The sequence below is a fragment of the Holophagales bacterium genome (assembly GCA_016719485.1).
In the GTDB taxonomy this organism is placed as follows: domain Bacteria; phylum Acidobacteriota; class Thermoanaerobaculia; order UBA5066; family UBA5066; genus UBA5066.
The window spans coordinates 74,035-99,495 of sequence record JADJZB010000028.1 but is presented as its reverse complement, the minus strand read 5'-3'; the positions used below and the strand labels follow the sequence as shown (position 1 = coordinate 99,495).

20 protein-coding genes are annotated in these 25,461 nt (G+C 71.1%); 9 read left to right on the top strand and 11 right to left on the bottom strand.

What is annotated here, in order from left to right:
• Window position 1 precedes the first annotated feature (1 nt).
• Both IPN03_19240 and IPN03_19235 read right to left on the bottom strand, forming a co-directional pair.
• Window positions 2-3,124 carry a cyclic nucleotide-binding domain-containing protein gene (locus IPN03_19240; protein ID MBK9375791.1) on the bottom strand — a complete coding sequence of 1,041 codons (3,123 nt, stop codon included), beginning with the start codon at window positions 3,122-3,124 and terminating at the stop codon, window positions 2-4.
• A gap of 219 nt (window positions 3,125-3,343) precedes the next feature.
• Complete coding sequence (locus IPN03_19235; protein ID MBK9375790.1) at window positions 3,344-4,096, bottom strand: hypothetical protein; 753 nt, start codon at window positions 4,094-4,096, stop codon at window positions 3,344-3,346.
• Window positions 4,097-4,189: 93 nt separating this feature from the next.
• Here IPN03_19235 and IPN03_19230 point away from each other — a divergent pair, with 93 nt between their 5' ends.
• Window positions 4,190-5,095 (top strand): dienelactone hydrolase family protein, encoded by a 906-nt coding sequence (locus tag IPN03_19230; GenBank protein ID MBK9375789.1) that lies wholly within the window; start codon window positions 4,190-4,192, stop codon window positions 5,093-5,095.
• A gap of 14 nt (window positions 5,096-5,109) precedes the next feature.
• On the opposite strand, the gene IPN03_19225 is transcribed toward IPN03_19230, so the two are convergent.
• From IPN03_19225 to IPN03_19205, 5 genes are read right to left on the bottom strand one after another with little or no spacing between them, the layout of a single operon-like run.
• The gene (locus tag IPN03_19225; GenBank protein ID MBK9375788.1) at window positions 5,110-6,180 is read right to left on the bottom strand and encodes a class I SAM-dependent methyltransferase; all 1,071 of its coding nucleotides are present in this window, start codon (window positions 6,178-6,180) and stop codon (window positions 5,110-5,112) included.
• A gap of 38 nt (window positions 6,181-6,218) precedes the next feature.
• The gene (locus tag IPN03_19220; protein ID MBK9375787.1) at window positions 6,219-7,703 is read right to left on the bottom strand and encodes a hypothetical protein; all 1,485 of its coding nucleotides are present in this window, start codon (window positions 7,701-7,703) and stop codon (window positions 6,219-6,221) included.
• A 36-nt stretch (window positions 7,704-7,739) separates the two neighbouring features.
• Window positions 7,740-8,792, bottom strand: a complete 1,053-nt coding sequence (locus IPN03_19215) for an alpha/beta fold hydrolase (protein MBK9375786.1) — start codon at window positions 8,790-8,792, stop codon at window positions 7,740-7,742.
• The gene (locus tag IPN03_19210; protein MBK9375785.1) at window positions 8,789-9,559 is read right to left on the bottom strand and encodes a hypothetical protein; all 771 of its coding nucleotides are present in this window, start codon (window positions 9,557-9,559) and stop codon (window positions 8,789-8,791) included. Before IPN03_19210 ends, IPN03_19215 begins: the two co-directional genes overlap by 4 nt.
• Window positions 9,556-10,911, bottom strand: a complete 1,356-nt coding sequence (locus IPN03_19205; GenBank protein MBK9375784.1) for an O-acetylhomoserine aminocarboxypropyltransferase/cysteine synthase — start codon at window positions 10,909-10,911, stop codon at window positions 9,556-9,558. The genes IPN03_19210 and IPN03_19205 overlap by 4 nt, the downstream gene beginning before the upstream one ends.
• Between IPN03_19205 and IPN03_19200 the strand changes: the two genes are divergently transcribed.
• Window positions 10,910-11,155: a hypothetical protein gene (locus IPN03_19200; GenBank protein MBK9375783.1), complete on the top strand. Its 246-nt coding sequence runs from the start codon at window positions 10,910-10,912 to the stop codon at window positions 11,153-11,155. The two genes, IPN03_19205 and IPN03_19200, sit on opposite strands and share 2 nt — an antisense overlap.
• Window positions 11,156-11,328: 173 nt before the next feature.
• Complete coding sequence (locus tag IPN03_19195) at window positions 11,329-11,883, top strand: DUF4136 domain-containing protein (protein MBK9375782.1); 555 nt, start codon at window positions 11,329-11,331, stop codon at window positions 11,881-11,883.
• Window positions 11,884-11,890: 7 nt separating this feature from the next.
• On the opposite strand, the gene IPN03_19190 is transcribed toward IPN03_19195, so the two are convergent.
• Window positions 11,891-13,003 carry a hypothetical protein gene (locus tag IPN03_19190; protein ID MBK9375781.1) on the bottom strand — a complete coding sequence of 371 codons (1,113 nt, stop codon included), beginning with the start codon at window positions 13,001-13,003 and terminating at the stop codon, window positions 11,891-11,893.
• A gap of 13 nt (window positions 13,004-13,016) precedes the next feature.
• Window positions 13,017-13,652 (bottom strand): zinc ribbon domain-containing protein, encoded by a 636-nt coding sequence (locus IPN03_19185; GenBank protein MBK9375780.1) that lies wholly within the window; start codon window positions 13,650-13,652, stop codon window positions 13,017-13,019.
• 355 nt (window positions 13,653-14,007) lie between these two features.
• On the opposite strand from IPN03_19185, the gene IPN03_19180 reads away from it, so the two are divergent.
• Window positions 14,008-16,923 carry a M4 family metallopeptidase gene (locus tag IPN03_19180; protein ID MBK9375779.1) on the top strand — a complete coding sequence of 972 codons (2,916 nt, stop codon included), beginning with the start codon at window positions 14,008-14,010 and terminating at the stop codon, window positions 16,921-16,923.
• A gap of 84 nt (window positions 16,924-17,007) precedes the next feature.
• Here IPN03_19180 and IPN03_19175 read toward each other — a convergent pair whose 3' ends face one another.
• Complete coding sequence (locus IPN03_19175; GenBank protein ID MBK9375778.1) at window positions 17,008-18,171, bottom strand: succinylglutamate desuccinylase/aspartoacylase family protein; 1,164 nt, start codon at window positions 18,169-18,171, stop codon at window positions 17,008-17,010.
• 116 nt (window positions 18,172-18,287) lie between these two features.
• Between IPN03_19175 and IPN03_19170 the strand changes: the two genes are divergently transcribed.
• The 4 genes from IPN03_19170 to IPN03_19155 all read left to right on the top strand — a co-directional run bounded on the left by IPN03_19170 (window position 18,288) and on the right by IPN03_19155 (window position 21,874).
• Window positions 18,288-19,373 carry an FAD:protein FMN transferase gene (locus IPN03_19170; protein ID MBK9375777.1) on the top strand — a complete coding sequence of 362 codons (1,086 nt, stop codon included), beginning with the start codon at window positions 18,288-18,290 and terminating at the stop codon, window positions 19,371-19,373.
• Between the two features lie 1,095 nt (window positions 19,374-20,468).
• Window positions 20,469-20,732: a hypothetical protein gene (locus IPN03_19165; GenBank protein MBK9375776.1), complete on the top strand. Its 264-nt coding sequence runs from the start codon at window positions 20,469-20,471 to the stop codon at window positions 20,730-20,732.
• Between the two features lie 7 nt (window positions 20,733-20,739).
• The gene (locus tag IPN03_19160) at window positions 20,740-21,309 is read left to right on the top strand and encodes an FMN-binding protein (protein ID MBK9375775.1); all 570 of its coding nucleotides are present in this window, start codon (window positions 20,740-20,742) and stop codon (window positions 21,307-21,309) included.
• Between the two features lie 7 nt (window positions 21,310-21,316).
• A complete protein-coding gene (locus IPN03_19155) occupies window positions 21,317-21,874 on the top strand; it encodes a hypothetical protein (GenBank protein ID MBK9375774.1) in 558 nt (185 codons plus the stop codon).
• Between the two features lie 3 nt (window positions 21,875-21,877).
• On the opposite strand, the gene IPN03_19150 is transcribed toward IPN03_19155, so the two are convergent.
• The gene (locus IPN03_19150; GenBank protein MBK9375773.1) at window positions 21,878-22,798 is read right to left on the bottom strand and encodes a hypothetical protein; all 921 of its coding nucleotides are present in this window, start codon (window positions 22,796-22,798) and stop codon (window positions 21,878-21,880) included.
• Between the two features lie 68 nt (window positions 22,799-22,866).
• Here IPN03_19150 and IPN03_19145 point away from each other — a divergent pair, with 68 nt between their 5' ends.
• Window positions 22,867-25,437: a hypothetical protein gene (locus IPN03_19145; GenBank protein MBK9375772.1), complete on the top strand. Its 2,571-nt coding sequence runs from the start codon at window positions 22,867-22,869 to the stop codon at window positions 25,435-25,437.
• Window positions 25,438-25,461 lie beyond the last annotated feature (24 nt).

Below are 25,461 nucleotides of genomic sequence, written 5' to 3'. Positions count from 1 at the left end.
GTCACTTCCTGATGTACCCGGTGAGGATCTTGACGAGCCCCACGGGAACTTCCGGTCTCTCCCGCATGAGCTGCCAGAAAGGCTCGCGGTCGATTCGGAGGGCGAGGACCTCGCTCTCGGCCGTGCAGGTCACGGAGCGGGGATCCCCCGTCAGGATCGAGAGCTCGCCGATGACGTCGCGCGATCCGAGGCGTTTGCCGGTCGCGACCCCGCCGGCAGAGATGCCGATCGAGCCTTCCACGATGAGGTAGAGGGCGTCTCCCTTGTCCCCCTCCCGGATGACGACGTCGCCGGCCTGGAAGGAGACCTCCTCGGCGATCGGCAGGAGGGCGGCCACGTCCTCCGCGGGGATCTCCCGGAAGAGCGAAACCTGCTTGAGGAACAGGACCTTCTCGAGCGGCGCCAGCGGCATCCGGTTTTCTCCTTCCCTTGCCTGGCCGGCCCCCGCAGCCGGCGTCCCGAGAGCGTGACGTGCCGTTTCCCGGAAGAGAGGGTCCGGCGACGAGAGCTCGGCTTCGATCCGGGACCTGAGCCCCGCGTGGGAGGAGCCGCCCGCCGAGGCGAGGGCGCAGAGGCGGACCCACGAATCCCGGCTCCCGAGGAGCCTCTCGACGTGCGCGGCCGGATCCTGGTTCGTGACGCCGAGGAGGCGCGCGGCTTCCTGCCGCTCGGCCGCCGAGCCGCCCACGTACGGCACGAGAACGTCCTTCTCCGCCTGGGCGACGTTCTCGATGAGCTCGATGGCGTTCGCGCGGAGCCGCGCGTCCGTCTGGCTCATCGCCCGGCGGAGGGGCTCGAGGACGAGGCGCGGGTAGAGGAGAGCGACGAGCGCGAGGACCCGGTCCTGGTCCCGCTGGACTCCGGCGGCGAGAGCATCGAGGAGGAGGGGATGCACCGAGTCCCTCTCGAGGTCCGCGAGCGCCACCCGCCTTTCGAAGGCCGAGCGGACCTCCGAGCGCAGCTGCTCACGAAGGCGTTCCGGCTCGATCGCGGGCGAGTGACCGTTCGCGCGCAGGTCGAGCATCGAGGCGTACGCGGCCGCGCGGACCCTCTCTTCCTCGTCGAATGCGAAGTCCGGGAGGAACGCCGACGCGGCGGGGCCTGCCTTGCCGAGAGCCCTCACGAGCGCAACGCGCGCCGGGGCCGCCAGCGTCGGGTCGAGCGCGATCCCGGCGAGGCGCTGCGGGTCCGCCGCCGTGCTCGCGATGAGGGCCCTCACGGCACCGGCGCGGGAAGACGGCTCGTCGAGCGCCTTCCGGAGCGCGGGGACGAGCTCGGGCGCCGCGACGCTCCGGGCCGCTCGGAGGGCTGCGGCACGCACGGACGGCACAGGGTCCTCGAGCAGGTCCTGGATCGGGTGGAAGAAGCCGGGCACGGCCAGCTCGCCGAGGATTCCGGCGCCCAGTGTCCGCTCTCCGGCGTCCGGGGAGACGAGGAGGTCCTGGAGAGGCCGACCGGCGTGGAGGAGGCCGCCGAGACCGCCGTGCCGGACGAGCGCAACGATGGCCGAGCCTCGCGTCGAGAGGCTCGCGTCCTGGAGCAGGGGGACGACGACGGGGACGGCGTCCGCCCCCGAGAGCCGGCAGTACGCCGCGATGGCCGCGGCGCGGGTCGACTCGGCAGGATCGGCCATCAGCGTCCGGAGGCGTTCCGCGTGGCGGGACGCCCCGCGCTCGGCGAGGTAGGACGCGGCCTCGGCGCGGACCTCGGGATCGGGGTGCGACGTCAGGGGGGCCACGAGGTCCGACCAGTCCGACCCGGTGGCGCTCCGCGCCACCGAGAGCGTGTGGAGGACGCGCAGGCCGTCGCTCTCGCCGAGGGCCGTCCTGAGGACGCGTGCGCTCGTCTCGTCCGAGAGGTCGACGGAGCCGCGCCCGAGGTCGAGCCGCCTCATGACGAGGCTCGCCGAGAGGGCGTCCACGTAGTGCCGTGTGGCTCGGAAGAGGAGCGCGATCCAGATCCCCGAGAGGAGCAGGAGCGGTACCGTCCACGGGAGGACATGCGTGCTCCCGGTCCGGCTCACCGCGAGGAACGCGAGGCCGAGGAGGACCGCGAGCACGGGCTTGAGCGTTCCGTCCACCACCGCCTTGGCGCGGGTGCGCTGGCGTGACGTGAGCGGGAGGTACAGGAGGTTGAAGGCGGAATCGTTGAGCGTGTACTTGAAGGAGATGTCCGCTGCGCGCGGGAGGGAGATGGCCCAGAGGGCGCCACCCGTGACGAGCCCCGCGACGCCGCCGAGGGCGACGGAGGCGGGGAGGACCAGGAGGGCGGCGAGGACGCCCCACCGCTCCATGAGACGCCCCGCGACCGCGAACTGGACGACGAGCCCGACGAGGCCGGCCGCGACGCGGAAGTTCGACAGGAATCCCACCATCCCCTTCGCGTCCGCGCCGTAGGCCGCCTTGAGCGTCAGGTCGAGCTGGTAGTCGGCGATCGTCCCGACGAGGGCGACGACGACGAGGGCGGCCCCGAGCGTCCGTGTCAGGGGTGACGAGAGGACGGCCCTCAGGTCATCGACGAATCCCTCGCCGGCGTTCGCACCGGCTGCGGTCTCCTGAGGCGAGGGCGCGGGTTCCTGCCGGGAGTGCCGCGTGGTCAGGCGCTGGACGATCGCCCAGCAGCCGAGGACCGCGAGGACGACGACCAGCAGCAGGTCGGCGGCGCGAACCGCGGCCGCGAGCCGGCCGAGGAAGAGGCCGAAGGCGACGTTGGCGACGACGCTGCCCCCGGAGATGATGCCGAAGAGGCGCTTGGCCTCGCGCGCGTCGAAGACGTCGCCGGCGATCGTCCAGAAGACGATCATCACGACGTTCCCCGCCGCGTCGAGCATGACCGCGAGGGTCAGCAGGAAGGCGAGCGTCTCGCCCAGCGGCGTCGGCATGAGGATCCGCGCGAGGACGACGAACGCGACGATGGGCCCGAACGTCGCCGTGACGAGCTGCCGGGGAGTCAGGTGCCGGGCCGCGCGCCCGTGGAGCGCCACGGCCGCGACGAGCGCGAGCGGCGGAAGGAGGAACCGGAACGGGATCGCCCAGGGCGGGAGCGCGCTCAGGAAGAGCGATCGGCCCACGACCTGCCCGGTGATCACGACGCCCCCGACCGCGAGAAGCGAGAACGCGAGCATGAGCCCGACGCGAGCCCCCTCGCCGGGCTGGATCCTCAGGACCGTCTCGAGGACGGACGAGCGCCGGGCGCTGCTCAGGGGGCCTCCTGTCCGGAGGGTGCACGGAACGCTTCGACGGCAGGGCGTCGTGTCGACGGGGGCCTCTTCATTCGCAGTTGGCGGCGGATTCTGCCACGGAGCGCGGACTTCGAACGCACGTCCGTGCGCGGGACCGTGCCGCTACGTATAGCCCTGGAGCTTCTTCAGCGCGGCGACTTTCAGCGCCATGCTCGTCGCGGCGCCGTGGGAGATCGTCCTGACCTCCGACTCGGGGAGAGTGTGCAGGAGGCGCATGGCGAAAGCGGGTGGAGTCTTCGCGTTGTGCACGAGAGCGACCCGCACCTCGAGGTTCGAAAGCCACTGCGTCGACTTCATGATCGCCTCGGCCGTCTGGAACGTGAGGAACGGGGACTTGGCGATCCGGATCACCTCGTCGGCGGTCAGTCGCGGATTCTTCAGGAGCGCGTAGAGCACCTGCGGGTCGGAGTCCTGGGCGAGGATCGCGCGCTCGACCCGGTCGGCCTTCGGGGCGAGGAGGAGCTTCTCCATTCGGGAGATCGAGCGGAGGCGGTCCCAGACGTTTCCGCGGGGCGCACCCTGGCCTTCGTCTTCTTCCTCGACGGCTTCCTCGAGCCCCGCATCCCCCGGGGCCTGCGGGTGAGCGCGGAGGGCCTCGACGAGCACGGCGGTGTCGCCGTCCACTGCGAGGGCGAAGCCGTCGGGCAGCGGGGCGACGACCGTCGCGCTGGCTGCGGCCTCGCCGCCCCCGGCGAGCCGAAGGACGAGGGAGAGTCGCGAGAAGATCCCGAGCTTCTCCGCCGTCGGGAGCCGGAGACCTCCGGCCGAGAGGTTCGTCCGCGCCTCTGCGGCGAGCTCCTCCTCCGAGTCGAACTCCACCGTGAACGCCAGCGGACCGGTCCGGACAGTTCTCACGACGCTCTCCCCGGAGCCGAGTGTAGTGCCGCCCGGGCAACCGTAGAATCCGGCCGCCAGTCCCGACGCGGAGAGCGGAAACCGGAGGAGCCCATGACGAGATCGACCGTCGCAATCGTCCTCACCCTGCTTCTGTCGACCGCTCCCGTCCTCGCGCAGGCCGACCCGCACGCCGGGCACGCGCACGCGGCGCCCGCCACGACTGCCACGTCCGCCCCGGCCGCGGCGCCGCTCCCGCCGAACGAGGCGATCCCGCCCGACGCCGAGGGCGCGAAGGCGGCGCTCGCGAAGAGCCCGCGACACGGCGAGTGGGTCGACCTGAAGCTCGCCGACGGGACGAAGCTCCTGACCTGGGTCGTCTATCCCGAGTCCAAGGCGAAGGCCGGCGTCGTCCTCGTCATCCACGAGGTCTACGGGCTGACCGACTGGGTTCGTGGCGTCGCGGACCAGCTCGCCGAGGACGGCTTCATCGCGCTCGCTCCCGACCTCCTCTCGGGCCTCGGCCCGAACGGGGGCGGCACCGAGGGGCTCGGGGCGGACGTGACGAAGACGATCCGGACGCTGACGCCGGAGCAGGTGGCCGCGCGGCTCGACGTCGTCCGCGACTACGCCCTGAAGCTCCCGGCTGCGAACGGGAAGAGCGCCTCGGTCGGCTACTGCTGGGGCGGCTCGATGAGCTTCGCCTACGCCGCCGCGCAGCCGAAGCTGGACGGCGCCGTCGTCTATTACGGCTCGTCGCCGGCGGACGCGGCGGCGTACGCGAAGATCGCCGCGCCCGTCCTCGGCCTCTACGGGGCCGACGACGCGCGCGTGAACGCGACGATCCCGACGGCCGAGGCGGAGATGAAGAAGCTCGGAAAGCCGTTCGCCGCGAACGTCTACGAAGGGGCCGGGCACGGGTTTCTGAGGCAGCAGGCCGGGCGGGACGGGGCGAACCGGAAGGCCGCCGAGAAGGCCTGGGCCGCGACGCTGACGTTCCTGCGCGACCGGCTGAAGTAGGCTCCGGTCCGGCCTCAGGGCCGCATGCGCCAGAACGTCCAGGCCTCGTGGGGAACGCCCGCGTCTTCGATCGACGAGAAGCCGGCTTCGCGGGCATAGCGTTCGAGGGTTTCGCGGCGCAGGACGGTCCCCGTTCCCGCCGCGCCGGGACCGTTCATCGCGGACGAGAGGCAGGTCAGGACGCTCCAGCCGTAGTTGAGCCGGTCGTTCGGGGTGGCCGGTATGGAGAAGGCCTCGCCGGACTTCTCCTCGACGACGAGGACCGTTCCGGCCGGTGACGCGAGGTGGCGCATCGCGCCGAGGGCCTCGACCGGGCGTGGCATGTCGTGGAGCGACTCGAACGCGACGACGAGGTCGTAGCCTCCGGGCAGGTCGGGCGAGGCGGCGTCGACGGCGTGAAAAGCCGTGCGCGATCCGACGCCGTGCTCCTCCGCGTTCGCGCGGGCCGCGCCGAGGGCGATAGGGTCGAGATCGAGGCCGTCGACGCGAGCGAGCGGGTAGCCCTTCGCCAGCGCGATCGAGGCCCATCCGGCGCCGCAGCCGACGTCCAGGACCCGCGCCGGTGGCTCTTCGCGAAGGCGCGCGTCCACGTCGGCGATGCGGGGGATCCAGTCCGTCGCGAGGAGCCCGAGGAACGCGGCCCGGCCGAGGTCGGCCTGGGCGGTCCGCGCGTCGTCGGTGCCTTCTGGAATGCCCTCGCCGCTCTGGAACGCCTCCAGCAGCGCCGGCAGCTTCTGCGCGAGGGCGACGAGGCTGCGGGGCCGCGCGGCGGACCAGAGGAGGCTGTCGCGCTCCGTCAGGACCTCGGCGGCGCCGGGCGGGAGAAAGAAGCGCCGTTCGGCGGCGGGTGCGGCCGGATCCTCGCAGCCCAGGATTTCCGCCGCCGCCTGCTGCTCGAGCCACTCGCGGACGTACCTTTCGTGGGTCCCGGTGCGCGCGCCCAGCTCGGACGCAGTGGAGGGGCCGTGCCGCGCGAGGTCGTCGTAGAAGCCGAGCTTCTCGCCGAGGTAGATCGTGAGGACGTCGTGGACCGCGAGCGTGGCGTTCGAGATGCGGGATGCGAGGAGTGCGGCGTCGGAGGTCACCGCGGGATGTTCTCATCCCGCCGGCGGATTCAGCGGATTCAGCGGAGTCGGCGGAAGGAGACGGTGACGCGCTTGCGCTCCGGGTGGTCCTCGATGACGCTCTCCTCGACGGAGACCGCCTCGCCGGCGAAGAAGTAGGGCCGCAGCTCCTCGAGCGGCGGCGTCGTCGTGAAGGCGAAATGGAGCTTCGCGGGTCTTCCGTGGAGCTCCTGCGCCGTGAGGTACGAGACGAGCGCGTGCTCGGCGGAGTGGTACCCGTTCTTCCAGAGGTGCTGCTTGGCGCCGCGCCGCGCCGCGTTGTCGAGGTCGATCCAGCTCCAGACTTCTCCGTTCTCCCGGTCGACGAGCCGGTCGAGCCAGCAGGCGTACGTCTTTTCGAGGTAGCCCGTGTACCGGCGGTCGGTGAGGGCGAGGGTCGCGGCGGCCTGGTCGAGCTCGGCGGCGATCCACCACGTGACGCCCGCGTCGATCGACCCGTCGCGGCGCAGGCCCGAGGCCCAGCAGCCGTCTCGCGGAAGGAACGCGCGAGAGAAGACCCCCGGCATCCGCTCCCGGGCCCAGGTGGAGAGCTTCCCGTCTCCGAGGAGGGCGCCCGTCCGCTCGATCATCCAGAGCGCCTTGATCGTGTGGCCGAAGTCGGTGTGCCGGGAGCCGAGTCCCGATTCGAGCGGGTCGTGCAGCGAGCCGCGGAAGAGGCCCAGCTCCTCGCTCCAGAACCGGTCGATCAGTATCCGGGCGATCCGCGCGAGGTCCGTGCGGAGCTTCGTCCGGTGCGGCTCGGGGGCGACGGAGGCGAGGAGCAGGGCGTAGGCGTTCACCTGGTCGAGCTGCGCGACGAGCTCGACACGGGCCGTCTCTCCGCCGACACCTCCCGCAGCCCAGCGGATGAGACCCCGGGTCCGGTCGTCGTAGCGCTCGAAGATGCCGTCGTAGAGGAGGAGCGCGTCGGCGAGCGATGCCGGATCACGGGTCAGGTAGGCGTAGAAAGCGAGACCGAGGTTCGCGTAGGCGAGATCCTGCGAGTTCCTCGCCTCGACGGGCGGGCGCGCAACACCGTCCTTCCACCACGACACGGCGCTCCGGTCCATCCTGTCGAGGGCGTGCGCGCGAAAGTGGTCGACGCCGGCTTTCGCGAGGGCGAGGTACTTCTCTTCCCCGGTCAGGTGAAAGGCGACGCCGTAGAAGAACGTCTGACGCGACCGCATCCGCGTGAACTCCTTGCCGAGCTGCGAGGAGGCCCACGGACCGGCGACGAGCATCTCGCCGCACGGGAGGTCGGGCTGGACGAGAGTCCCGTCGTCGCAGCGGAACGTGGGGAACGCCCCGACGGGCGACCCGAGCGCCTCGGGTCTCAGCCAGAACGGGGCGAGATCGCGCGAGAGGTGCGCGACCCACGTTTCGCCCGCCGGGAGCGGGGCCGGCGCGGGATTGAATGCCCCTCGGCCGCAGGAGGTCGCGGCGAGGAGAACGAAAAGCCCGAGGGGCACGCGCCGGGCGGGAACGGAAGATCGAGCGGATCGCATGGCGAAATCCGCCGGGGAGGTTATCAGCGGGAGGCGCTACTCCAGCACCGAGAAGGGGCTCGGCTGCGTGCGGGGCGGAAGTCGAGGAACCGGCGTGGCCGACTCCGAGCCCAGAGCCTCGGCGAGGATCGTCCCGACCGAGTCCGTTTCGAGGAGGAACGCGTCGTGGCCGCTCGGGGAAGCGAGCTCGCGGTAGCGGGCACCGGTGGCTCGGGTCCACCGGAGCACCTCCTCGGGCGGGTAGAGGAGATCGCCCGGGATGCCGACTCCCGAGAGCGATCCCCGGACGGGAGACAGCGCGCGCGCCACGCTGCCGCGACCCCTCGCGACGTCGTGCGCGTCGATGGCGTCCAGGAGCGTCAGGTAGCTCTTCGTCGTGAAGCGGCGGACGAGCTTCACGCCGTGGTGCTCGAGATAGTCGCGGACGGGGTGGGTGGCCGGAGCGGGCGGGCGGAAGCGCCGTTCGATCTCCCCCGGCGTCCGGTAGGTGAGCATTCCGACCATCCGTGCGAGGGCGAGGCCCGACCGGGGCGCGGCCTCGATCGCCGTCCGGTGAACGTGATTCCACGCCGCACCCCACGCGGTGGGAGAGGCGGGCGCGGCGAACGCGATCGCCGCCTGCGATCCTTGCGGGAAAGTCGCGCAGTACTCGAGGGTGACCATGCCGCCGAGCGAGCCCCCGGCGACGAGGGCGAGACGCGAGATGCCGAGATCCGCGACGAGAAGCGCCGCGAGGCGTGCCATGTCGCGCGTCGTCACGGCCAGCGGCGTTCCCGCGTGACCTGCTCCGCGGAGGAACCGGGTGCCGTAGCACGACCCGAGGAGGTTCGGGGCGAGGACGGCGAAGCGGCGCGTGTCGATCGGCAGACCCTCTCCGACGAAGGGGCTCCACCCGCCGAGGTCGGCGGGGGAGCCCGTGAGGGAATGGAAGAGGAGCACGACGTTGCCCCCGGCCGCGTCGATCTCGCCTTCGAGCCGGTAGGCCTGCCGCACGTCGCGCAGCGTCTCGCCCGACTCGAGCGTGAAGTCGCCCGCGCGGTGCGTCGAGAGCCCTTCCTTCAGCGCGGCGGCGTCGGGAGGGCCGCTCACGGGGCGCTCCCGACGAACGTGCCGCTCTCCTCGTCGCGAGCCGGCGCGTCCCAGCCCAGGACGCGGAGCGGCACGCCGTGGGCCTGCGCGAGGCGCGCCGCTTCGGCCGCAACGACCTGCGCGCCCGTCCCGGAGAGGACGAGGAGCTGGTCGTGGGAGAGGCGCCGCAGCGGGCGGGCGTCCGCGTGGAGGCGAGGGTCGCGGTCGTAGACGGCGTCGACGTCGGTGACGATGTGGCAGGCCCCCCCGCCGAGGGCCGCCGCGATGGCGACGGCGCTCGTGTCGGAGCCGCCCCGCCCCAGGGTGGCCGTCTCCCGGTCGCGCCGCTCTCCCTGGAATCCGCTGACGACCGGGACGACCCCGCGCGCCAGGAGCGACCGGAGGCGACGGACGTCGACGTGGGCGACCCGGGCGGCGCCGAACTCGCCGTCGGCCCTCACGCCCGCCTCGCCTCCCCGGAGGCTCCGGGCGGGGACGCCGACGGCGTTCAGCGCCGCGGCGAGAAAGGCCGCGGAAAGGTCCTCGCCGGTCGCCAGCGCCCGGTCGACCTCCCGCGCCGCCGGGCCGGCTCCGCGCCCGGTCTCGAGGGCGCCGAGCGTTTCGAGGATGTGGTCGGTCGTGTGCCCCATCGCGCTGACGACGGCGACGACGCTCCGCCCGCCCGAGACGAGGGCGGCGACCCGCCGCGCGGCGCGCCGGATCCGCGCCGGCGTGCCGAGCGACGTCCCGCCGAACTTGACGACGAGGGTCTCGCGGGCGGCGCTCATCGTGCGCCGTCCGGCGCGTCGGAGAGGCGCGCGAGGGAGGCGTCGAGGTCGGTGAGGAGGTCGGAGAGGTCCTCGAGGCCGACGGAGAGGCGGACGAGGTCGGGCGAGACGCCCGCGGCGAGCCGCTCCTCCTCGGTGAGCTGCTCGTGGGTCGTCGACCAGGGGTGGATGACGAGGCTCTTGGCGTCGCCGACGTTGGCGACGAGGGAGAAGAGCCTGAGGCGCGCGATCAGGTTCCGCGCGGCCTGCTCGGCGGAAACGCCGGCCGGGGGTTTCACGCCGAAGGTCAGGACCCCGCCAAAGCCTCCCGTGAGCGTACGGCGCGCCGTCTCGTGCGTCGGGTGGGACGCGAGACCCGGGTAACGGACCCAAGCGACGTCCGGGTGCGCCTCGAGGTGGCGCGCGACGGCGAGGGCGTTCTCACAGTGGCGGCGGATCCGGAGCGGGAGCGTCTCGAGCCCCTGGAGGAAGAGGAACGAGTTGAACGGGGAGACGGCCGCACCGACGTCGCGCAGGAGGACGACACGGAGGCGAGCGGCGTACGCAGCCGGCGCGAGGGCGGAGAAGGAGAGCCCGTGGTAGGCCGGCTCGGGGTCGGAGTAGAACTCCCGAAAGCGCGGCGAGCCGCTCCAGTCGAATCGGCCCGAATCGACGACGACGCCTCCGATCGCCGTGCCGTGCCCGCCGATCCACTTCGTGGCGGAGTGGAGGACGACGTCGGCGCCGTGGTCGATGGGGCGGCAGAGGAGCGGCGTGGCGAACGTGTTGTCGACGACGAGCGGGACCCCCGCCGCGTGGGCGACGTCGGCGAGGGCGCGGAAGTCCGGCACGTCGAGGCGCGGGTTCCCCACCGTCTCGACGTAGACCGCCCGCGTCGTTTCGTCGATCGCGGCGGCGACGCGCGCGGGCCCCTCCGGGCCGGAGGAGTCGACGAACCGGACGGTGATGCCGAGGCGCGGCAGGGTGTGGGCGAAAAGGGCCCAGGTCCCGCCGTAGAGCGACGTCGTGGAGACGATGGACTCTCCGGAGCGGGCGAGGTTGAGGATCGCGAGCGTCTCCGCGGCCTGGCCGCTCGACGTCGCGACGGCGGCGACGCCCCCTTCGAGCGCGGCGACCCGCCGCTCGAAGACGTCGGTCGTGGGATTCATGATCCGCGTGTAGATGTTGCCCGGCTTGCGCAGGCCGAAGAGGTCGGCCGCGTGCTCGGGACTGTCGAACACGTACGACGTCGTCGCGTAGATTGGAACGGCGCGGGCGTTCGTGGCGGAGTCGGCCTTTTCCTGGCCGGCGTGGATGGCGAGCGTCTCGGGGCGGAGGGCGGGGCGGGTGGCGGTGTCGGTCGAGGTGGCCATGGCGCTTCCTTTCGTCGTCGTCGAGGGGGGAGAAAACGAAAACCGGCCCTCTCTCGCGAGAGGGCCGGTCGGGTTGCCGTCGTTCGGCTGGTTACGCTGGGGGCGTCACATTCGCAAGCCCGCCTCGTTCCCCGACTCCTCCTGCGAGAGCGCGGAAGAGCTGCACATGCTCATCGACATGCGCATGGACGGGCGAATGACGAGGGCGGACGAGAGCGCCGCGGCACCGGACGGTGCGCCCTGAATCGGGCGGCGGGCTGAGGCGCTGCTCATGGCCGTGCAGGGTAAGGGAGGAGCCCGGGTCCGTGTCAAGCGGAAAAGTGGCGGGCAGCGGGCGGCCCCCCTTCGGGATGCCGGGCGACGGGTCGCTTAGACTTCCCGTCGCGGCGGCGCTTCGTGCCGTCCCAAGGAGCTCTGATGCGTGTCTCCCGCCCCCTCGCGCCCGTCCTCGCCTTTACGCTCGCCGCCGTGGGATGCACGTCGATGAAGTTTGGATCCCAGCGGATCGATGGGCGCGACGCGTCGAAGGTGAAGACCTTCTGCGTCCTCGTCGCGCCGCAGGACAAGGTCCCGATGGACCCGGGGCTCCGCGAGACCATCGCGACGCGCTTCGTCCCATCGATCACGCGGCACCTGAAGGAGAAGGGCTATTCCCCGGCACCGGAGGAGACGGCCGACGTCGTCGTCGCCACGCAGGCCATGATCGGCGTCGCGAACGTGGACGCGATCCGTTGGAACCAGACGGTCGCCGCCTGGTACCCGTGGGGGCCGATCGGCGTCGGCTACTACGCCTCCTCGTCCATCGGCAAGGACGTGACGTTCGTCATCGACATCGGCGACCCGCGCGCGGGAAAGCTCTACTGGCGGAGCTGGGCCGCCGGGCCGGTGGAGGTGGGCGCCCAGCACGACCCGAGCAAGGTCGACCGCCTCGTCGACAAGGTCCTCGCGGACGTCCCGCGGGCGAAGAGCTGACCGCTCGCTAGAGGGCCTTCAGGAGCCCTTCTCTCCACCTCTCGTCGTGAATCACGCGGGCCGCCGTCGCGGCCCGCAGCCGTTTGAGCGGTTCGAGCCGGCGGAGCGCGAGGCGATACGGTCTGCCGGCGGGGCCCTGGACCTCGGCGCCCGTCAGGGCGAGAGCGCGGCGGCGGAAGTGGATGCCGGCCAGGTCACGGGCGACGTCGTCGAACGGAAGCTGAAAGACGTACGTGGCGGCGGATGGGCCCGAGAGGAGCTCGAGAACGACGAGGCCGCGGATGCTCGCCAGCAGGAAGGCGGCCGTGTTCACGGGCAGCTCCTCCTTCGCCGCGAGGCCCTCGTCGTCGGGATCGAGAAGCTCGACGAGGCCGAGGGCACAGCCCTCGCGGCCGGCTCGCTTCACGATGTCCCGGGCTCCGTCGAGCCTCTCGGGAGCCGAGAAGGAGACGATCAGGCGTTCGAAATCGGAGCCGAGGACTGTCGCCGGCACCGCACGGCCGTCCGAGAAGTGCCGGGTCCCGGAAACGCGGGCGCAACGCTCGAGCATGCTCGCGCGCGCCGCCCGGATCGTGCGGGCGAAGGCGTCGGTCCTGAGCGCCAGCCGGCCGAAGTGGAAGGTCCCGGCTTTCGCAACGAGGACGACCTCCCAGGTCCCCTCGACGAAGCGGACCTCGTCGACGGACCCGAGAGGAATCTGGAAGGGGTCTCCGCCGGCGGGCACGACCGCCACGTGCGTCGGCCAGACGAGAAGCCTCGCGTCCCGGGCGGGCCCGGGCTCGATCAGGGCGCCGTCGAACGGCTCGGGGTTTCCGAGGCCGTGGGCGAGGAGCCCGCGGACGCGGGCCGCGTCACGGGCGTCGGCGAGGGCCCTGGCGAACGTCGCGTGACGGCGGGCGAGCATCGACAGCCGGAGCCGGCCCGAGGGGTGGAGGCCGAGCGTGAGGACCCGTTGCTCGTCGGTGAACGTGTCCACGTCGAGAAACGCGACGCGGGCCCCGCCGACACTCACGCCGTCGTCGTCGACGAACGCCTCTCCTTCTCCGCCCGCGGGCGCGCCTTCGAGCCCCTCCGTCTCGAAGGTACACAGAGCGCGACGGGTCTCGTCGTCGCCGGTCATCGCGTCCGCGACCTCAGGCGAACCGGCCGCCGCACTCGGGACAGAACTTCGGGCTGCCTTCCGCCTCGGTGCCGCAGGTGACGCACTTTCTCTTCGCGGAGGTGGGCTTTCCGCAGTCCCCGCAGAACTTGCCTCCCTGGGTCTTGGCGCCGCAGTGCGGGCAGACGGCTCCGGTCACGGTCGCCACGTCGCGCTGCTTCATCCAGTCGATCTCGCGGACCTTCTGGTGGACCTGCTCGCGGGCGGCTTCGGCCTGCGCGGAGGCCATCTCCTCGTCGAGGTCCGGCGCGCACCCTTCACAGAGGCCGGCTTTCTTGTTGAAGCAGACGGGCCCGCAGATCCACTTCCCGCACCGCGTGCATTGCACGAAGAGCGGCTTGATCTCGGTGACGGCCTCCTTCAGCGCCGCGTCGTGCGCCGTGCCGCCGACCGCCCGCTGGACCTCGTAGGCGCCGTACGCCGCCCGCCCGAACACTCCGCCGAAGACGTTCCCGGCGGCCTGGAGGGCCGAGGCCGCCATCCCGAACTTGTTGGGCTTGAAGCTCGACATGTACCCGTTGCCGCACTTCTCGCAGTAGAACTTGAACTGGAAGCCCTTTTCGGTAGAGAGGTCCTGGTAGTTGCCGGTGAACTCGATTACGTTGGCCACGTTTCCTCCGGTCTCGTTGGGGGCGCTGGATTATCGACCCGCCCGCGGCGTCCGGTCGAACCGCGTCCGAGGAGTTCCGGAAAGGTCCAGATGCTGACCCGCCGGCAGAAACGGACCACGGGTCGAGGGTCAGATGCGGACCCGGTGGGCGGACCTGGCGCCGAGGCCGGGAACGCCTCGCGATGCGTCCGTTCCTCCCAGAAGCCCGTAAACAGGGGCTTCCGGGGCCCAGGATCCGTCCGGTGTCCGGTGCGGGGCGTGCCGCCGGCAGAAGCGCTCACGACGGCACGATCGTTGCTCGATCACTCCGGGAAAACCGCAGACAACAAGAGAGCCCGGGGCTGGAGGGAGACGCATGAGCCGAAAGAGGGACCTTCTTCTGTCGATCGCGTTCGCGGGGGCGGCGCTTCTCTTCCCGATCGCGGCGCACGCCGCCGTCGATCGTGGCGAGCGGCCGGCCATGGCGCGCGACGTGGAGCTCGTCATTCGCGAAGCCCGGTCGGGCGAGGCGATGCGCGCCGGCATCCGCGTCCACGTCGACCCGCTCGTTGCGGCCGCCGACGCGCTCGAGGAGCACCGCGGCGCCTTCGGCCGTGGTCCCCAGGACGGATTTGCCTTCCGGCTCGAGGAGAAGGACGCCCTCGGCCAGTCGCACGTGAGGATGTCGCAGACCTACCGCGGCATCGCCGTTCTCGGCGGCGAGCTCATCGTCCACCTCGACGGGGACGGCCTGCTCGGGATCAACGGCCGCTTCGTCGGCGGCCTCGACATCCCGGCGTTCCCGGCCCTCACGCCGAACGAAGCGGCCGGGGCCGCGATCGAGCGGATCCACGCGAGCGGCGGCGTGAACGTCGAGATCGTCGACGTCCTCGAGCCGGTCGTCTGGGGCTTCTCCGGCGAGCCGGTCCTCGTCGTCCCGGTCCGGGCGATGTGGGTCGAGAACGAGGAGCTCCGGTTCGAGGACGTCCACGTCGACGCCGCGACCGGCGCCTTCGTCGGCTCCCTTCCGAAGATCTTCACGGCGAAGAACCGGAAGATCTACAACATGAACCAGGACTGCCTCGAGACGGGCAGCGAGCTCCCCGGGTCGCTCGTCATCTCCGAAGGCGGCACCTCGGCGGACACGGCGGTCATGGGCGCCTACAACAACACCGGGCTCGCCTACGACTACTACAAGACGATCCACGGGCGGGACTCCTACGACGGCTCCGGCTCGGTGATCGTGTCCTCGGTCCACGGGCAGTTCTCGACCGGCTCCAGCTGCACCAAGAGCAACGCGGCCTGGATCGACGCGCCCTACAACCAGATGGTGTTCGGGGACGGCGACGGGAGCACCTTCTCGAACCTCGCGAACGGCGTCGACGTGACGACGCACGAGTTCTCGCACGCCGTCTGCTCGCGGACCGCGGACCTCGCCTACCAGAACGACTCGGGGGCGCTGAACGAGGCGAACTCCGACATCCTCGGCCGCGCCGCGGCCTTCTGGGGCGGGAACGGCAACCCGGCGACGACGACGGCCTGGTCGGTCGGCGCCGACGTCTACACGCCGGGGACCTCCGGCGACGCCCTCCGTTACATGTACGACCCGGCCAGGGACGGCGACTCGGCCGACTACTACCCGACGCGGAACTACGCGTCGGGCTGCACGCCGTCGGACAGCAACGACTACTGCGGCGTCCACACGAACAGCGGGATCGCAAACCTCTTCTTCTACCTCCTCTCGCAGGGCGGGACCCATCCGCGCGGCAAGACGACCGTCGCCGTGACGGGGATCGGTCTCACGAAGGCGGAAAAGGTCTGGTACCGGGCTCTGTCGGCCTACATGACCTCCTCGACGACGTTCCAGGGGGCGCGCACGGCCACCGCGAACGCCGCCTCGGACCTCTACGGCGGCACCTGTACGGCGGAGTGGACGGCCGTCCACAAGGCGTGGGACGCCGTCGGCGTCCCGGGAACCTGGACCTGCGGGACGACGTACACGATCGCCGGCAACGCCGGGACCGCCAGCGCGACGGTCGCGGCCGGTACGGTTTCGACGGCGGCCGACGCGAGCGGCAACTACACCCTCGCCGGTCTCGCGGCGGGGACGTACTCCGTCGTCGCCTCGAAGTCGGGCTGCACGTTCTCGCCGACGTCGCTCTCCGTGACGGTCGGCCCGAGCGCCACCGGCAGGAACTTCACGGCGACCTGCACGAGCGGCGACACGGCCCTGACGAGCGGCGTGACCCTGACCGGCCAGAGCGTCGCCAAGAGCGCCTGGAAGTACTACTACATCGACGTTCCGTCCGGCGCCACGAGCCTGACGTTCGCGACGACGAGCGCCACGGCCGACGCCGACATCTACACCCAGTTCAACGCCAAGCCGACCTCCTCGTCCTACATCTGCCGTCCGTACGGTGCGACGGGCAACGAGACCTGCACCGCGACGAACCCCGGCGCGGGGCGCTGGTGGCTCGGCGTCTACGGCTACGCGGCGGCTTCGTACTCGGTGACCGCCACCGTGCAGACGGCGACGGTGACCTACTCGATCGGCGGCAGCGCCGGTACGAGCGGCGCGACGGTGACGGCCGGGACGAGGTCGGCCACGTCGGACGCGAGCAACAACTACGCGATTACGGGCCTCGCCGCCGGCACCTACACGGTGACGCCGTCGAAGTCCGGATGTACGTTCTCGCCGACGTCGCTCTCCGTGACGGTCGGCCCGAGCGCCACCGGGAAGAATTTCACCGCCACGTGCGGGACGACGGGTCAGGTGGAGAGGCTGTCAAACGGTGGTTTCGAGACCCTGACGGCCTCCACGAACTCCGCGCCCGACGGCTCCTGGTCGCGGACGGCCTACACCGGGACGAGCTTCAACACGCTGATCGCGAACGGCAGCGCCCCGCGAACCGGAACCGACTACGCGTACGTGGGCGTCTACAACTCGGCCTCGCAGACCGTGACGAGCAGTAACGTGGTGATCCCGGCCGCGGCGACGAGCGCCACGCTCACCTTCTACGTCTCCATCGTGACGAGCGAGACGTCCACGGTCACCGCGTACGACAAGCTGAGCATCCAGCTCGTCGACGCCTCGACCGGCTCGGTCCTGGCGACGCTCGGGACCCTCTCGAACCTCAACAAGACCGGGAGCGCGACGACGTACGCGCTGAAGAGCTACAACGCCACGTCCTACAAGGGCAAGACCGTGAAAGTCCGTTTCGCGGCAACGACCGACTCGTCCGCGTTGACCTACTTCCGGATCGACGACGTCAGCCTGAAGTCCGACGGCTGACGCACGGGGAGGAGAGGCCCGCTCGGGCCGCCCGGGGGGAGGGGAGCGATCCCTTCCCCCCGCTTTTCGTTTCGGTCCGTGGTCTCAGAGGGTCCGCGTCCTCGTCATCATCGAGAAGAGGCGCGCCCCTTTCGGGACCGACGAGAAGGCGTGGAAAAGGAGGACGACGCCGTCTTCCGGGGCCTTCACCTCGACGATCGCATCCTCGGCCCGGGGTGGGAGAGCCCGGCAGCGGGAGGGGTCGACGAGGCGGACGACGACGTCGCCGGCCTTCACCGGCGTCCCGGGCTCCACGGCGAGGTCGACCAGGCCGCCCACGGGGGCGTGGAGCGAGCGGTAGTCGCCGATCGCGCAGGCAGTGATGCGAACAGGGGGCTCCTCGGGCTCTCCCTCGAGGATCCCGTAGTGACGGAGAGCCGACGCGATCCTGCGGGCGTCCGCACGTCCCGCCTCGAGCGAGAAGGCGTTCATCGAGCCGAGCTCGACCGTGTAGCCGTCGGCGAGACGGGGGACGTCGTTGCGGCCGAGGCGCCGGAACGCCTCGGAGAGATCCTGCCACGGCACGAAGGACGCCTCGTCGAGCGCGCCGCCGAACCGGGCCGGTACCTCGAGGACGAATGGAAAGCCGAAGGCCCTCGCCGCGGCGACGGCCCCTTCCGGAACGTAGAGGTAACGCGGGGCGCGATCGCCGGTGTGGAGGTCGAGGACGAGGTCCGCCTCGACCGCCATCTTCTGGATGGCGAGCGAGAACTCCAGGCGGGAGTCCGTGCCCCAGGTGTGCGTCTCCGCTTCGATCGCGTCGAGTGCCGCCTTGAGAGACTCCCGGAAATCCTCGCGGATCTCGCCGACAGGTGACGACTGGTGAGCGGCCGCGAAGGAGTCGACGTCGACGTACGAGGCCGCGGACGCCGAGCGGGACGGACCGGTGAGGTAGAGGTAGCCGCGGTTGAAGTTGTTCCCCGTCAGGAAGTCGTAGACGCCGGCGACGTAGTCACCCACCTGCTGGTTCGCCGACACGGGGTTGACGCGGGGCACGAGGATGACGGTGCCGCGAAGCGGTTCACGTTCCAGGAGATCGAGCAGGGCGAGGATCGCGGCATTTCCCTGGAGCTCCCCTCCGTGAACGTTGGCCTGGACGTACGCGAGAGGCCGCTCCTGGCGTCCGCGTGCGACGAAGACCGGGGCGGTCAGCTCGTGCCCGGTCGCGTTGGTTCTGACGACGACGTCCCGGCGCTCCCATTTCGCCATGAAAGTCTCCTCGCCCCGAGTCTAGCGAAGAGCGGCTCCAGTGCCCGGCATGACGGAAATCATGTGGAGTGGAGATCCGTGTTGACAGACTCGACGGGGATCCGTATCTTGAGACCGTGTTGAGATGCTTTCTCAATAAAGGTCCTCTCGGTCGCGTAGCGCTCCTCGGCCTTCTCGCTCTTCCGGGCCGCTCGGTTGCGGTAGAGGGGGCGCAGCCGGTCGGCCAGCCCGAGGTGGTCCGCGCCCGGTGGCTGATGGGTACGGTGCTCGAGTTGCGCCTCCCTGCGGCCCTGCGGCGTACGGACGAGCTCGCCGAGGCCGCTTTCGCGGAGGTGGCGAAGGTGGAGGCGGCGGCTTCGCTCTGGAGGCCGCGTACGGAGCTCGGCGAAGTCCACGCCCGGGCCGGGGCCGGGGAGGCGGTCGTCCTTTCCGAGACGCTGGGCGATCTGGTCCAGGAGGCGCTCCGGGCAGCAGAAATGTCGAGCGGGGCCTACTCCCCAGCCATCGGGGCACTCGTCTCGGCCTATGACCTCCGCGGGGACGGGCGCTGGCCTTCCGGGGCCGAGAGACGCCGCGCGGCGGTGCTCGCCCGGCGCGAGGGCGTGCTCTACGACCCTCGGACCCGCATGCTCCGCCTCGACGAGGGCGTCTCGCTCGACCTCGACGGCATAGCGAAGGGATTTGCCCTCGACCGTGCTGCGGCAGCCCTCCGGGCCCGCGGTGTCGACGATGCGCTCCTGAACTTCGGAGGCCAGCTCTACGTCATCGGGCCTCCTCCCGGGACTCCGGCGCGGGAGGCCCTCGTTGCCTCTCCGTTCGACCCCGGCACTCCAGTCCTGACAGTCCGGATCCGGGACGCCTCGCTCTCCACGTCGGCGAACTCCGAACGCGCGCGGATGATCGCCGGCAAGGAGGCCGGGCACCTCCTCGACCCCCGGACGGGGAGTCTCGTGACGCTCCCAGGATCTGTCACGGTTCTCGCGGCCAGCGGCGCGCTGGCCGATGCCCTCTCGACGGCATGGGCCGTCGAGGGACCGGCGGGCTTTCGCCGGTCTGATCCCGGCTCACGGCTACGCCGCGCTGGAGCCGTGGCCTTCGCTCTGGCCGGCCGCGAGGGCGGCTGCGAGACCCTGTCGGATCGACCTTTCCAGCGGCTCCGGCCGCCGGCGCGCGTCGCGGACGCCTCCGTTCACCGGCCCTGAATCCACCTTCCAGGAGAGTACGAATGAACCCGAAGGCGAGAACGCTCTTCGCTCTGCCGTTGTGTGCGCTCACCCTGCTCGCGGGCCCGGCCCGCTCCGAAGATCCGCCGAAACCGGCCCCTGCGGGCGCATCTGACGCTACCCCATCGAACGAGGAGCTCGCGCGGCGCATCGAGGTCCTGGCCCGCGAGCTGGAAGCCCGAAAGCTCGGCGACGCCTCCGATCCGGCCCCTCCCGCCGGCGTGACCGGAAAGTGGGGACTCGGACCTGCCGCATCGAAGGTCTACGGGAAGTCCTCCGGGCTGTCGATCGGCGGCTACGGTGAGTCGCTCTACCAGAACTTCGACGCGACCCGGGAGAACGGCACGCCCTCGGGAAGGACGAACGAGTGGGACTACGTCCGCGCCGTCGTCTACCTCGGGTGGAAGTTCGACAGGACGTTCGTCCTGAACTCGGAGTTCGAGTACGAGCACGCATCAACCGGAAAGGGGGGCGAGGTCTCGGTGGAGTTCGCGACGCTCGACGCACTCCTTCGCGACGAGGTGAACCTCCGGGCGGGGCTCGTCCTCGTGCCGGTGGGCTTCGTGAACGAGATGCACGAGCCGACGACCTACCTGGGCGCGCGCCGTCCCGACACGGAGAACCGGATCCTCCCGTCGACGTGGAGGGCGAACGGCATCGGCGTCTTCGGCGAGGCGGGTCCCGGTCGCCTACAAGCTCTACCTGAACGAGAGCCTCAGCGCTTCTTCGTTCACCGCGTCGAACGGCATCCGAGGGGGCCGGCAGAAGGGTGCCCTGGCCACGGCCGACAACCTGGCGTTCTCGGGCCGTCTCGACCTCGTCTCGGTCCCGGGTCTTCTCGCGGGAGCCTCGTTCTTCACGGGCGAATCCGGGAAGGACCTCGTCGCCGCCGGCCAGTCCTTCGGAGCGCGGACGACGACGTGGGACCTTCACGCCGACTGGCGGTACCGCGGCCTCTGGCTGCGGGGAGTCTTCGCGCGGGTCACGATCGACGACGTCGCGCTCCTCAACCAGTCGCTCGGACTCACCGGCAACAAGTCGATCGGGGAGACGCAGGAGGGGTACTACCTCTCCGTGGGCTACGAGGTTCTCTCTCGGCTCGCTCCGGGGTCCGCGATGGCCCTGACGCCGTTCGTCCGCTACGAGAGGACGGACACGCAGAAGGAGGTCCCGGCCGGCTGGGCCCGCGACGGTGCGAACGACCGTGAAGCCTGGACGGTCGGTCTCGACTTCAAGCCGATACCCCAGCTCGCGCTCAAGGTCGACTGGCAGGACTATTCGGACGCCGCGAACACGGGCGTCTCGCAGTGGAATGTCGCGCTCGCCTACCTCTTCTGACCCCGGGGTGAGCCCCGGCGCCCGCCGATTCCGGCAGGCGCCGGCCCTTCTCCTCCTCGCCGCCATCCTCCCGGGCGCGGCGGGAGGGGCCGTCTTCGAGACGCAGGAACAGGCGCTCGCGAGGGCCTTCCCGCCGCCGGCCCGCGTCGTGAGGAGCACGTCTTTCCTGACCGACGCCCAGCACGCGGCGGCCCGGAAGACGGCGCAGGCGCCGGTCGACTCCGCGGTCGTGACGCGCTACGCGGCCTTCGGTCCGGACGGGACGCTCCTCGGCACGGCCTACTTCGACGCCCATGTCGTGAGGACGGCGCGCGAGGTGCTGATGGTCGTCGTCGCGCCCGACCGGACCGTGAGGAGCGTCGACGTCCTCGCCTTCGGCGAACCGCAGGACTACCTGCCCCGCGGCGGGTGGCTGAAGAGGGTGGAAGGGAAGAGGCAGGAAGACGGTCTCTTCGTCGGTCGGGCGCTGGCGCACGTCACCGGCGCAACGCTCACGACGCACTCCATCTCCGCGGCTCTCCGGCGGGTCCTGGCGGTTCATTCACTCCTGGGCGAACCGGCGTTGCCGGCGAAATGAGAAGACGATGAGATACATGGAACAGGGCGGCTTCCAGAACAACCCCCTCACCCGCCTGACTCTCTGGGGGACGTTCGTCTTCCTCACCGGGCTCTGGGCCTCGAACTTCGGGATGTACTTCTCGAGGATGGGGCTCTCGCCCGCGAGCGTCGCCGCGTACTACCGAGGGTCCGACGAGACGTTCCAGCCTGCGCGGACCTTCGGTTCCATGGTCGAGTCCTCGCACGGGCACTTCGCCATGATGGCGATGGTCCTGCTCGTCCTGACGCACCTCTACATCTTCGTCCCCGGCCCGAGACGGCTGAAGGCGGCGTTCGTGGGGGGGACGTTCGCCGCGACGTTCCTCTCGGAGGCGTCGGGATGGCTCGTCAGGTTCCTTCATCCCGGCTTCGCGATCCTCAAGCCCGCGGCGTTCCTCGCCTCGCAGGCGTTCCTCGGCCTGATGCTCGGCCTCCTCGCGACCTTTCTCCTCACGGCGGCACGACGAAAGCCCCTTCTCGCGGTCGTGGAGCCGCGCGTCGACGACGAGACGCCGCGGCGTGCCGCGGCGGGCGAGTCGGTCTGACCCTCAGGGGACCCGGAACGACGTCGTCGCGCGGCCGCTGCCGCTCCGACCGCCCACCGACTCGACCTTTCCCAGGTCGAGCGTCACGGTGACGTCCTCACCCGGGCGGAAGTCCTGCGCCGGCAGGAAACGGAGAAGGCGCTCCTCCTCCAGCCACTCGACCCTGCCCTCGATCTCCCCGGAGAGGGACCCGACGGCGAGAACGGCCGCGCCGTCCACCGACTGCGGGTCGAGCGGCACCGTCATGAAGAAGCTCACGGCGATCCGGCGTGCCGCGACGACGGAGCCGGGAGCCGGATAGACGTCGGCCACGCCGGGTTCGACGGCCTCGGGCCCGGTCGTGCGTCCGAAGGGGATCTCGAGGGCGACGCCGACGAAGAGCGGCGGGAGGGGCGGGGGAGGTGGAAGCGGGAGCCCTCCGTCACCCGCCGCGTCGATCGCGAGGATCACGAGGAACACGACGGTGATGGCGGCCAGGACGATCCAGAAGACGGGGACCTTCTCGAGGACGACCTTCGCGTCCACGCGTTCGCCGGCGCGGACGTCGAACTCCTTTTCGATCGGCCCCTTCAGGGGCACGACGTTGCCGTCCAGGTCGATCTTCTTCGACGTCCGGAGGACGTAGCGCCCGGGAGGGAGCCCGTCGAGAGACCACGACGAAGCCATCGAGCGGGCCACGATCGATCGGTTCCCGCTCTCGACGCGGGCCAGCTCGGCCAGGACGGGGTGATTCACGAGAACGGCGGAGTCGCGGTCACCCGTCGTCTGGTAGACGCTCACGAGCACCTCTCCGGTGCCGGAGCTGCCGCCGTCGCGGACGGAGCGGGCGAGCCCCACGGATACGCAGCCGTCGAGGGCGAAAGGCGCGAGGCCGATGAGAAGAAGGCGCGCGACGAGTCCGTGCGATCGACGGAGGGTGTCCATCGGGCCGAATCGTGGCGCTGGGTTCGCCCACTGTCAACGAATCGTGTATTTTTCCGATCGGAGGTCCCATGAAGAACGCCCCGTTGGCGGCCGCGCTGGCCGCGGCTCTGCTGCTGTTCCCGTCCCGGGCCGTCGCGGCGGGGACGGCGTATCGAGTGACGCTTTTCGCCACTGCGGGCGTCGAGGGTTCGACCGGCGATCGAGAGACCGGCGCGGACGGGTCGTTCTGGTTCCCCGCCGCCGAGTACGACAACCCGACCGGCGGCTGGAAACCACTCGTCAGGCGCCTCGCCCCGTCGGGCGCCCTCACGACATGGGATCTCGACGCGACGCCCCGCTCGTTCTTCCCGGTCGCCGTCCGGAGGCACGTGGGAACCGGACGGGTCCTCGTCCTCGTGCCGCTCACGGCCGAGCAGCGGGCGCTCGTCTATTCGCTCGATCCCGCGACGGGAAGCGCGACGCGTACGGAGGTTCCGTTCCTCGCGCGGTCGATGCGGCTCGACCCGCAGGACGGGTCGGTGTGGCTCGTGGGGCGCGACGTGGTGGCGCGCCTCGCGGGAGGCACCCTGACGACGTGGACCATCGCAGGGGTCGTCGAGGCCGCGGGGCAGCTCGACGCGGCCCGGCGCCTCTGGCTCGCGACGGAAGGTGGGGTGCTCCTCTCGCTCACGCCCGAGGGCGCCGTGACGCTCTGGGGGAACGGCTCGTCTCCGGGCACGCTCCTGACCGTCGACGAGACGGGGACCCAGCTCTGGGGGATGGATGGCGCACGAGACCGGCTCGTCCGGTTCCGTCCCGCGACCGGCGAGCGGACCGCGTTCCCGCAGGCGAGGTCCGTCTCGAACTGGGCGGGCATCGCCGCCACCGGAGGGACCGTTGCGCTCGCCTCGTCGTACGGGCCTCACGTTCTCGCCGCCGCCGTGTCAGAAATGACGGACGGCGCGACGACGACCCTGACACCGGTCCCCGGCGATGCGGGCATCGCGACGACGGTGGCCGCCCCGGCGGTCGCGGTTGCACCACGGCGCACCGATACGACCGTCGAGTCGACCGTGCGAACGGTCTACGCACCGTCGGACGGCGGACGCTCGCTCTTCACGACGAGCGGCGAGACGTACCGCGCCCTGCCGTGGGCCGGAGACGGGGAGCTCCTCGTCGTGACGGGTGCCGTGGAGCGCTGGACTCCTCTGCCGGCCGGATCGCCGTTCGTGACGCGGCAGGTCCTTCCCGTCGCCGTGGAGGTCCGGCCCGGCGACCCGACGCGGAACTTCTTCACGGAGGTCACCGTCGCAAACCTCGACGCCGATCGAGACGTCGTCCTGACCCTGACCACGGCGAACGGGACCTACACCCTCCCGGTCGATCTCGCCTCCGGGGCGACGCGCGTGTTTCCGAACGTCGTCCAGTCTTTCCGCGACCTCGGGGGGGCCGCGCTCCCGCCGGGCGAGACGGTGGCGGGGACGCTCGCGGCCGCGTTCAAGAACGGCTCGGGAAGCCTCGCGGCACGCGTGTTCACCCGCTTCCCCGACGCCTCGACGACGGGGCTCGGCTTCACGTCGCTGGACGCGGCCCGCGAGGTGAGGGTCTTCCGCAAAGCGCTGAACGGCCTGAAGAACACCCCGGCCTTCCGGACCAACGTGGCGGTCGCGAACCTCTGCGGCCTCGAGGGAAGCTGCGCCACGCTCGACATCTCGGCCGATTTCTTCGACGACGCCACGGGCGCGGCGGTCGGCACGGTGCCTCTCCAGGTGCCGCCCGGTCAGTGGCGCCAGCTCGACGCGCCCCTGGCCGGGTTCCCGGGAGCGGTCGGGGAGACCTTCTCGGTCCTGTTCGTCCCCTTTTCGGCCGGCTCCGAGGCCTACGACGCCTACGCGACGGTCGTCTCGAACGCGAACCAGGACGCCGCCTTCGTGAGGGCCTCGCCGGCGGACCGGGCGTCGAACCTGGCGCTTCCGGTGATCACGGACGCCGGAGGCATCGGAACGCGCTTCACGTCGGAGTGTGCAATCACGAACACGACGGGCGGGCCCGCCGTGGCGGACGTGTCCTTCACGTCCTCCGTTTCGGGGAACACGGTCTCCGAGACCCTGACTCTCGGGACCGGGCTGGGCGTCCTCTGGCCCAACGCGGTGGACCATTTCCGCGCGCTCTCGCCCGGTTCGGTTCGTGCCGACGACTACGGTCCGCTGAGGATCTCCTTCCGCGACTTCGCCGCGGGCTTCGCCTCCGTGAGGACGACCGCGTCGAACGGCACGGGGCTCGGCTTCACGGCGATCGACCCGTACGTAGAGCGCGCGAAACGGACGAAGCGGATCGTCGGACTCGTGCAGAACGACCGCTTCCGGACCAATCTCGCCGTCGTCCATTCGGGAGCGACCGGTTCGGACCCGAACGCGGGCGTCACGCTGCGGGTGACCGTCCGCAACTCGGGCGGCGCCGTCGTCGGGGCCCCCCTGGAGAAGTCCCTCGGGCCCGGACAGCTCCACCAGTGGACGCGACTTCTCGCGGACGTCCTCGGCACGAGCGGCGACGGCTTCACCGCCACGATCGAGAGGATCGAAGGCCTCGAGCCGTGGGACGCCTACGTCACCGTGATCGACAACGCCTCCACGGACCCGGTATTCGTCCGGGCGGAATAGGAGGCACGCTCCGCCAGGGCCGGC